Genomic DNA, 9136 nt, shown 5'->3' with positions numbered 1-9136 from the left:
TTTTTTACTCTTCGGCGGCGTCGAACTTGTAGCCCAGGCCGCGCACGGTGAGGATGCAGCGCGGGTTGGACGGGTCGGACTCGATCTTGGCGCGCAGGCGCTTGACGTGGACGTCGAGGGTCTTGGTGTCGCCCACGTAGTCGGCGCCCCAGACGCGGTCGATGAGCTGGCCGCGCGTCAGGACCCGCCCCGCGTTGCGCAGCAGCACCTCCAGGAGCTCGAACTCCTTCAGCGGCAGCTGCACCTGCTCCCCGCGCACGGCGACCACGTGGCGGTCGACGTCCATGCGCACGGGGCCGACGGCCAGCACCGCCGTCTCCAGCTCCTCCGTCACGTCGCCCTGACGGCGCAGGACCGCGCGGATGCGGGCCACCAGCTCGCGCGACGAGAACGGCTTGGTGACGTAGTCGTCGGCGCCCAGCTCCAGGCCCACGACCTTGTCGATCTCGCTGTCCTTGGCCGTCAGCATGATCACCGGCACCTTGGAGCGCTGCCTGAGGGAGCGGCACACCTCCGTACCGGGCAGACCCGGAAGCATCAGGTCGAGCAGCACCAGATCTGCTCCGTTGCGGTCGAACGTGTCGAGAGCCTCCGGCCCGGTCGCCGCGACCGACACCTCGAAACCCTCTTTGCGGAGCATGTAGGACAGGGCGTCGGAGAAGGACTCCTCATCTTCAACGACAAGTACGCGGGTCATGCTGCCCCCTTCGTCGGCTTCATGACCCTGAGGGTGCTGTGTTCATTGGTTCCTTGGCTCCGCTCAGTCACGGACTGTCTCCAGGGGAATCGAGGGTGGTACTGCCACCGCCGTGCCGCCGAAGGCGGGCAGGCGGAGTGTGAAGGTGGAGCCGGACCCTTCCTTGCTCCAGACGGACACATCGCCGGCGTGCGCCGCGGCGACGTGCTTGACGATCGCCAGGCCGAGCCCGGTGCCGCCGGTCGCCCGCGACCGGGCCGCGTCGACCCGGAAGAACCGCTCGAAGATGCGTTCGAGCGCCTCCTCCGGGATGCCGATGCCCTGGTCGCTGACGCTGATCTCCACCGAGTCCCCTGCCGGCCGCACGCTGACCACCACCCGGGTGTGCTCCGGACTGTACGCGACGGCGTTGTCGATCAAATTGCGCAACGCCGTGACGAGCAGCTCGTCGTCACCCCAGATGCGCAGGCCCTCGGTGCCGCCGGAGACGAGCGTGATGTCCTTGGCGACGGCCTTGGTGTTGCAGTGGTCGATGGCGTCGTGGATGGACTCGTCGATCGAGACCTGTCCAGGGGTGGGGATGGGCTCGGCGCCCTGGATCCTGCTGAGCGTGATCAAGTCTTGGATGAGGTAGTTGAGCCGGGCGGCCTCGTGCTGCATGCGCCCGGCGAAGCGGCCGACCGCCTCGGGGTCGTCGGCGGCGTCCTGGATGGTCTCCGCCAGCAGGCTCATCGCGCCCACCGGGGTCTTCAGCTCGTGGCTGACGTTCGCGACGAAGTCACGGCGTACGGCCTCGACCCTGCGCCGCTCGGTCTGGTCCTCGGCGAGCACCAGGACCTGGCCGTGCGAGCCGAGCGGAGCCACGCGTACCGCGAAGTTCGTGGTCTCCTGGCCGAACTTGTGCCCCGCGACGTCGATCTCGCTCTCGCGGATCTCGCCGTCGCGGCGTACCTGCCTGGCCAGCGCCAGCAGCTCGGCGGCCATCAGCCGGTCACCCTTGACCAGCCCGAAGGCCCTCGCTGCCGAGCTGGCGCGCAGCACCTTGTCGTGCGCGTCGAGCACCACGGCGGAGGAGGGCAGCACGGCCAGCACGGACGCCACGCCCTGCGGCAGCGCGCTCCCGGTCTGTGTGCCGTCCTCCGCCGGAGTGCGGCTTGGAGCCTCGATCTGGTTTCGGTAGAACAGGACCGCCAGGGCGCCCACGACGAACCCGGCCAGGGCCGCGAAGCTCATGGCCATCTCACTCATGCTTTCGATGGTAGGTGGCCTTCTCCCAGGGGCAGACCCTCTCATCAGGGGTGGAAGGCCCCTTTCCTGGAAAGTTCATCTGACGGTCGAGGTTCGTTCATCGAGAGCCACGTACGGTGACCACATGCGCGACGCGTACCATGAAGAACTTGATTCGCTGACCGACAAGCTGATTGAGATGACCAGACTTGTCCGGTCGGCCATTTCCCGTGCCACCACGGCCCTCCTCGACGCCGACCTTCAGCTCGCCGAGAGTGTCATTTCCCGGGACGAGGAAGTGAACGCGACGTTCGCCGAGATCGAGACCTCGATCTTCGACCTGATGGCCCGGCAGCAGCCGGTGGCGGTCGACCTGCGGATGGTCATCACGGCGCTGCGCATGGGCACCGACCTGGAGCGCATGGGCGACCTCGCCGTCCATGTCGCCAAGGTCGCCCGCCTGCGCCACCCCGAGTCGGCCATCCCGGCCGAGGTGCGCTCCACCATCGTGGAGATGGGGCAGATCGCGGAGAACCTCGTCACCAAGACCGGCAGCTGCATCGCCTTGCGGGACGTGGACTCGGCGCTGGAGATGGAGCAGGACGACGATGCGATGGACCGGCTGCACCGACGGCTGTTCAGGAACATCCTGTCCAAGGACTGGGAGCACGGGGTGGAGCCGGCGATCGACATCACGTTGATCGGGCGCTACTACGAGCGCTACGCGGACCACGCGGTGCGGGTGGCGGCGGACGTCGTCTACCTGGTCACGGGGACCCGCCCCAGCTGACAGCACGGCCTTCCACCCGTGGGCGGCTTCTCGTCGCCCGGGGTTCCAGACAGCGCCTCCCAGGCGGCTTCTCGCTCCCTGGGAGGCGCTGTCGCATGCGCGCACCCCCTGACAGGCCGAAGGCCAACGGTTCCTCACCGCCAAAAGCATCGGCCGTGTGGTCGTGGGTCTTGGCGACAATGAACAGAGTCGTCGCTGTGCGCGTCAGATGACGCATGGGTCACATCGATGCTCACTTCGGATCGGCGCGCACCGCTCGGCACCTCGGCTGGGAAGGCTGTTTCAACGTCCGCGACCTCGGCGGCATCCCGGTGACCGGTGGCGGGGTGATCCGGTGGGGTGCCGCCGTCCGGTCGGACAACCCGGAGCGGCTCACCGCCGTGGGATGGTCGGCACTTGTCGCGCACGGCGTCCAGACGGTCATCGATCTGCGCAACCCTGACGAGCGTCATGGCGATCTGTGCCCACGGCCCGACATTCTGACCACTGTGCACGTGCCACTGGATGACGTCGAGGATGAGGGCCTATGGACCTACCTCCGCGATAACGAGTTGGACGGTTCGCCGCTTTACTACCGGGTGTTCCTTGAGCGCAAGGCGCGGCAGTGCGCCGCCGCCGTCGCCGCCGTCGCCCGCGCTCGCGCTGGTGGAGTCCTCTTCCATTGTGGCCTGGGCCGCGACCGCACCGGGCTCATCGCCATGCTGCTGCTGGCACTGGCCGGGGTCAGCGCCGACGACATCGCCACCGATTACGAACTGAGCGCTCCCCGCCTGCCCTCGCTGTTCGCCGCGCTGGGGATTGACGACCAGACAGAGGAAATCCGGGAAATCCTGGCTCGCAAGAACACCACAGCTCGCTCCGCCATGATCGGCGCCTTGGACGGACTCGATGTGGAAGCCCATCTGCGGACGGCAGGACTCGATGCGCGGGACGTCCAAGCCATCCGCGAGCGTTTCTCGGCATCGGCGAATGAGAGTGGCGGCGCTCCAGGCGGAGCTCGGGGGATCGGCGGCCGGTGATCTCCCACGAGTGAGCGAACAGTGCCATCGAGCGGGGGTCGAACTGCTCATCCTGCCCGAGTGCTACTTCGGCGGGATGCCGTCCGATGAACCGGCCGCCCAAGCCGTCGCGATGTCACCCCCGTACGCGGACCTGATCTCGGCCCTGCAGGAGTGCCCACCCACGATGACCGTCGTCGCCGGCTTCATCGAGCGTTCAGCCGGTGGGCGGTTGCACAGACCCGGTCCACGCTCATCGCCCGAGCCGTGGAGAACGACTGCTGGGTGATCGCGGCCGATGTCGCCGGCACGGCGGGTGGGCGGGAGGGAGGCGGGGCGGGGCGACTCGGATCATCGCCCCGGATGGCCAGGTCACCGCCGCGGCGCAGGCGGAGGAAGTGGGCCTGGTCATGGCGGACATCGAGGTGCCGGGCCGCTCATTCCTGGAGCGCTGGAACGTGGCGCAGAACCCGGCGGTCCTCAGGAAATGGCTCGATCATGTGTCCGGACAACGCAGGTGACGGGTGGTGAAGGTGCCGTCGATCCGCAGGTTCGTTTTCCCGTCTCGGACGTCCGGTGCGGGTCTACCGGGAAGCGAGCTCGGGCCGACCGTGCAGACCGCATGAGGGAACCATGGGCCCACCACGCCAGGGCACGAGGGTTCAATTGCTGCTCGGCGGCCAGCTCTCCCAGGAGCTGCCCGATCCGCTCTCCTCGCCGTACCGCTTCGCCCTGGTCACGCAGTCGGGGCAGATGGGCTCGTCAACAGACCTCGCCACGGCTTCCGGTTTGGCCGGACGAAGAGAGCCCAGGACCGTGATCCCTGGTGGCATGTGGGTCTCGGGATCGATCAGGAGAGTCATGACTTCTCTCGGATCGAACGTGAATGTGCGCTTGCACGCATAGCACCGGCCGGTCGTCTCGCGATGTTCGCCCATACCTGCCCATCCCTTCCTGAATACCGAGAGGGCCCAGGACCGGGGAGCGCGAGGGGACGGGAATCCCCTCGCCCGGGGGTGTGGGGGCGTGCCCCCACACGACACAGCCTGAGCCCCTTCGCGCGAAGCGCGCCTCTGCGAAGACCGCGCCTTTCGGGGGTCGAAGGGGGCGAAGCCCCTGGGAAACGCTGTCTGGAACCCCGAGCGCGAAGCGCCACTGAGTGGAAGGCCGTGCTTCCGGGTCAGCGGCCCTGGTTGGCGACGGCTTCGATGGCGGCCTTGGCGGCGTCCGGGTCCAGGTATTCGCCGCCCGGCCGCTGCGGCTGGAAGTCGGAGTCCAGCTCGTACAGCAGCGGAATGCCCGTCGGGATGTTGAGGCCCGCGATCTCCTCGTCGCCGATCCCGTCCAGGTGCTTGACCAGGGCCCTCAGGGAGTTGCCGTGGGCGGCCACCAGGACCGTGCGGCCGGCCGACAGCTCGGGGACGATCGAGTCGTACCAGTACGGGAGCATGCGCTCGACCACGTCCTTCAGGCACTCCGTACGGGGCATCAGCTCCGGGGGAAGCAGGGCGTAGCGGGGGTCGCCGGACTGGGAGAACTCGTCGTCGTCCGCGATCGGGGGCGGCGGCACGTCGTACGAGCGGCGCCACAGCATGAACTGCTCGTCGCCGAACTCCTCGCGCGTCTGGGCCTTGTTCTTGCCCTGGAGGGCGCCGTAGTGGCGCTCGTTGAGGCGCCAGCTCCGCGTCACCGGCAGCCAGAGCAGGTCCGCCTCCGCCAGCGCCAGCTGGGCCGTCTGGATGGCCCGCGTCAGCAGACTGGTGTGGACGATGTCCGGGCGCAGTCCGGCGTCCTGGAGGAGCTTGCCACCACGACGGGCCTCGTCCTCGCCCTTGGCCGAGAGGCTCACATCCACCCAGCCGGTGAACAGGCCCTTCGCGTTCCAGTCACTCTCGCCGTGCCTAAGCAGCACCAAAGTCGCCATATCGCCAATCCTATGGTCAGGTGTCACCGCTCCGGGTCGGCGAACCGGGCGAACGCCTGCAGGTTGGCCAGCGATTCCCCGCGCTTGACGCGCCATTCCCACTCCCGCCTGATCGACGAGGCGAACCCCAGCTCCAGCGCCCGATCGAACCAGTCGTCCGAGTACGTCAGCACGCATCCGAGCAGCCGGTCGACCTCCTCCTGGGTGACGGCGGCCGGGGGCACCCGGCCCACCAGGTACACGTCCCCGACGGGGTCGAGCGAGAAGTGCACGCCGTACATGGAGCCGTTCTTGCCGAGCAGCCAGCGGTAGAACTCGGCGTGGTTCTCGTCGGGCTGGCGGCAGAAGAACGCCTCGACGTGCAGCGCCTGCTCCCCCACGATCAACCAGGTCATGGTGGCGAGCTTGTGCTGCCCGGGCAGTTTGACCAGGAACGCCCCCGGCCGCGGCTCGTCATAGGTGACGTCCGCGGCCTTGAGCGCGGCTTCGACGACATCGCGCATGCCGACAGGATAGAAGGCCGGCAGAACAAAAGTCGGGGCTAGAGGTTCAGGGCGATGGGCGTCTTGTGCAGGTGCGCGGCGGCGGCCGTGTACGCCTCGACCAGGCGGGACGCGGTCGCCTGCCAGCCGAACGCGGCCGCGTGCGCGCGGGCGCCCGCCGACAACGAGTCGCGCCAGCGGGGTGAGACGACGAAGCGGCGCAGCGCCTGCGCCCACTGCGCCGGGTCGTGGCCGTCCACGAGGACGCCCGACACCCCGTCCCGCACGGCGGTGCGCAGCCCGCCCACGGCCGCGGCGGCCACGGGGGTGCCGCAGGCCTGGGACTCCAGGGCGACGAGGCCGAACGACTCGCTGTACGAGGGCACGACCGTCACCGAGGCGGCCCGGTACCAGTCGGCCAGCTCCTCCTGCGGGGCCGGGGGGACGAGGCGGACGACGTCCGTGATGCCGAGTTCGGCGGCCAGTTCGGTGAGCAGGGACGGCCTGGCCAGGCCGTTGCCCGAGGGGCCGCCGACGCAGGCCACGACCAGGCGGCCGCGCAGCGACGGGTCGTCGATGAGCATCCTGGAGGCGGCGCGGAGCAGCACGTCCGGGGCCTTGAGCGGCTGGATGCGGCCCACGAAGAGGAGGACGTGCGCGTCCTGCGGCAGGCCGAGCCGCCGGCGCGCGGCGCCCTGGGAGGCGGGCTGGAAGACGGTGAGGTTGACGCCCGGGTTCACGACGGCCACGCGCTCCTCGACGGCGCCGTACAGGTCGATCAGCTCGCGGGCCTCGTCGACGGTGTTGGCCACGAGGCGGTCGGCGACCTGCACGACCTGCTCCTCGCCGACCACGCGGGCCCGGGGCTCCGGGTTGTCGCCCTGGGCGAGCAGGAGGTTCTTGACCTTGGCCATGGTGTGCATGGTGTGGACGAGCGGCACGCCCCAGCGTTCCTTGGCGAGCCAGCCGACTTGTCCGGAGAGCCAGTAGTGGGAGTGGATGACGTCGTAGTGGCCCGGGTCGTACATGGCCTCGGTCCGCAGCACCCCGGACAGGAACGCGCAGAGCTGGCTCGGGAGCTCGCTCCGGTCCATCTCCTCGTACGGTCCCGCGGTGAGGTGGCGGACGAGGACGCCAGGGACGAGTTCGGCCACGGGCGGGAGGTCGCGGGCGGTGGCCCGGGTGAAGATCTCCACTTCCACGCCGAGTTGAGCCAGCCGCTTGGCGGACTCCACGATGTACACGTTCATGCCCCCGGCGTCGCCCGTTCCGGGCTGGTCCAGGGGCGATGTGTGCATGCTGATGGTCGCGACCCGGCTGACCCGTCTTCGCCTCACTCGACATCACCTCCAAGCGGGTTATAACCATCGAAATTTTTGCGACATTCCCGACACATGGTCATAACTGGTGATTAAGGGCTGTCGTCAACGGTTCCCAGGCAGGCTGGCAGGATGAGGGGCATGCGGAGAACGGCAGTGGTGACCGGGGCGAGCAGCGGGATCGGGGAGGCGACCGCGCGGCGGCTCGCCGCCGAGGGTTTCGAGGTGGTGGCGGGCGCGCGGCGGCGCGAGCGGCTCGACAAGCTCGCCGCGGAGGTGCCCTCGATCAGGCCGGTGACGTTGGATGTGACCTCCCAGGAGTCGGTCGACGCGCTGGCGGGCTCGCTCGAGCGGTGCGACGTGCTGGTCAACAACGCCGGTGGCGCCCTCGGCCTTGAATCGGTCGCGGAGGGGCACCTGGATGACTGGCAGCACATGTACGACGTGAACGTGCTCGGCTCCCTGCGCATGACCCAGGCGCTCGTTCCCAGGCTCGTCGAGTCCGGCGACGGCGTGCTGGTGATGTTGACCTCGACGGCGGGCCTGGTGTCGTACGAGGGCGGGGGCGGCTATGTCGCGGCCAAGCACGCGCAGACGGCGATGGTCGAGACGCTCCGCCTGGAGCTCGTCGGCCAGCCGGTGCGGGTCGTGGAGATCGCGCCGGGCATGGTGCGGAGCGAGGGGTTCGCGGTCACCCGGTTCCGCGGCGACGAGGCGGCCGCTGCGCGCGTCTACGAGGGCGTGCCCGACCCGCTGACCTCCGAGGACGTGGCCGACGCGATCGCCTGGTGCGTGACCCGCCCCGCCCACGTGAACGTCGACCGCCTGATCATCCGCCCGAGAGCCCAGGCCGCCCAGCACAAGGTCCACCGCGTCAGTGGCTAGAGCGGCCGCCGGAGCCGGGGGCAGACCGGTCGGCGCCATCACGAGGGGGACGACCGGGCACAACCGGCTGCGCCGCTCCGACCGGTGGCTCGCCGCCGCGCACGGCAGGCTGCTGCGGGACACCGAGCGGCCGCTCGTGGTGGATCTCGGGTACGGGGCGTCGCACACGACGACGCTGGAGCTGTTCACCCGCCTGCGCCGGATGGCCCCTGGCGTCGAGGTGGCCGGGATCGAGATCGACCCGGCGCGGGTGGCGGTGGCCAAGCCGTACGAGCGGGAGGGCCTGAGCTTCCGGCTGGGCGGCTTCGAGCTGCCCGTGCCGCGCCCGCCGACGGTGGTGCGGGCCTTCAACGTCCTGAGGCAGTACGGCGAGGCCGAGGCCTGGCACTACTGGGACGTGCTCAGAGGCCGGCTGGCCCCCGGCGGTGTCCTGATCGAGGGCACCTCGTCCGAGAACGGGCGGCGCGCGGTCTGGGTGGGGCTCTCTCCGGAAGGGCCCCGGACGATCACGTTCTCGGCCCGTTTCGATGCCTTCGAGCGGCCTTCAGATCTGGCCGACCGGCTGCCGAAGACCCTCATCCACCGGAATGTGCCGGGCGAGCGGATTCATGCGTTCCTGAGCGACTTCGACCACGCGTGGGCGGTGAGCGCGCCGTACGGGGCTCATGGGCTGCGGCAGCGGTGGCTGGCCTCCGTGCGCGCGCTGTCGGGCTCCTGGCCCGTCCCCATGCGGCCGCCCCTCGGCGGCCCGGCCCGGTGGCGGCTCGGCGAGCTGACCCTCCCGTTCTCGGCGGTGGATCCGCGCACTTGACGG

9 protein-coding genes are annotated in these 9136 nt (G+C 69.6%); 4 read left to right on the top strand and 5 right to left on the bottom strand.

Annotated features, from left to right (window positions below):
• Positions 1 to 4: 4 nt before the first annotated feature.
• Positions 5 to 697, bottom strand: coding sequence for a winged helix-turn-helix domain-containing protein (locus ACIBQ1_RS55500; protein WP_397291013.1), 693 nt, complete (start codon positions 695 to 697; stop codon positions 5 to 7).
• A gap of 63 nt (positions 698 to 760) precedes the next feature.
• Positions 761 to 1936, bottom strand: a complete 1176-nt coding sequence (locus tag ACIBQ1_RS55495; protein WP_397291045.1) for a sensor histidine kinase — start codon at positions 1934 to 1936, stop codon at positions 761 to 763.
• Positions 1937 to 2069: 133 nt separating this feature from the next.
• On the opposite strand from ACIBQ1_RS55495, the gene phoU reads away from it, so the two are divergent.
• On the top strand, positions 2070 to 2714 hold the full coding sequence (gene phoU, locus ACIBQ1_RS55490; protein ID WP_397291011.1) for a phosphate signaling complex protein PhoU: 645 nt from the start codon (positions 2070 to 2072) through the stop codon (positions 2712 to 2714).
• A gap of 215 nt (positions 2715 to 2929) precedes the next feature.
• On the top strand, positions 2930 to 3733 hold the full coding sequence (locus ACIBQ1_RS55485; RefSeq protein WP_397291009.1) for a tyrosine-protein phosphatase: 804 nt from the start codon (positions 2930 to 2932) through the stop codon (positions 3731 to 3733).
• A 1159-nt stretch (positions 3734 to 4892) separates the two neighbouring features.
• Here the strand turns inward: ACIBQ1_RS55485 and ACIBQ1_RS55480 are convergent.
• Genes ACIBQ1_RS55480 through mshA form a run of 3 tightly spaced genes read right to left on the bottom strand, consistent with a single transcriptional unit; the run spans position 4893 to position 7416 of the window.
• Positions 4893 to 5636, bottom strand: a complete 744-nt coding sequence (locus tag ACIBQ1_RS55480) for a phosphoglyceromutase (RefSeq protein WP_397291007.1) — start codon at positions 5634 to 5636, stop codon at positions 4893 to 4895.
• A 23-nt stretch (positions 5637 to 5659) separates the two neighbouring features.
• Positions 5660 to 6139 carry a YbjN domain-containing protein gene (locus ACIBQ1_RS55475; protein ID WP_397291005.1) on the bottom strand — a complete coding sequence of 160 codons (480 nt, stop codon included), beginning with the start codon at positions 6137 to 6139 and terminating at the stop codon, positions 5660 to 5662.
• Positions 6140 to 6177: 38 nt separating this feature from the next.
• Positions 6178 to 7416, bottom strand: a complete 1239-nt coding sequence (gene mshA / locus ACIBQ1_RS55470; RefSeq protein WP_397291043.1) for a D-inositol-3-phosphate glycosyltransferase — start codon at positions 7414 to 7416, stop codon at positions 6178 to 6180.
• Positions 7417 to 7578: 162 nt separating this feature from the next.
• Here mshA and ACIBQ1_RS55465 point away from each other — a divergent pair, with 162 nt between their 5' ends.
• Complete coding sequence (locus tag ACIBQ1_RS55465; RefSeq protein ID WP_397291003.1) at positions 7579 to 8322, top strand: SDR family NAD(P)-dependent oxidoreductase; 744 nt, start codon at positions 7579 to 7581, stop codon at positions 8320 to 8322.
• Complete coding sequence (locus ACIBQ1_RS55460; RefSeq protein WP_397291001.1) at positions 8315 to 9133, top strand: class I SAM-dependent methyltransferase; 819 nt, start codon at positions 8315 to 8317, stop codon at positions 9131 to 9133. Before ACIBQ1_RS55465 ends, ACIBQ1_RS55460 begins: the two co-directional genes overlap by 8 nt.
• Positions 9134 to 9136: the final 3 nt, after the last annotated feature.

Source organism: Nonomuraea sp. NPDC050153 (assembly GCF_044460125.1).
Taxonomy (GTDB): domain Bacteria; phylum Actinomycetota; class Actinomycetes; order Streptosporangiales; family Streptosporangiaceae; genus Nonomuraea.
This window is presented reverse-complemented; position numbering and strand designations above follow the sequence as displayed.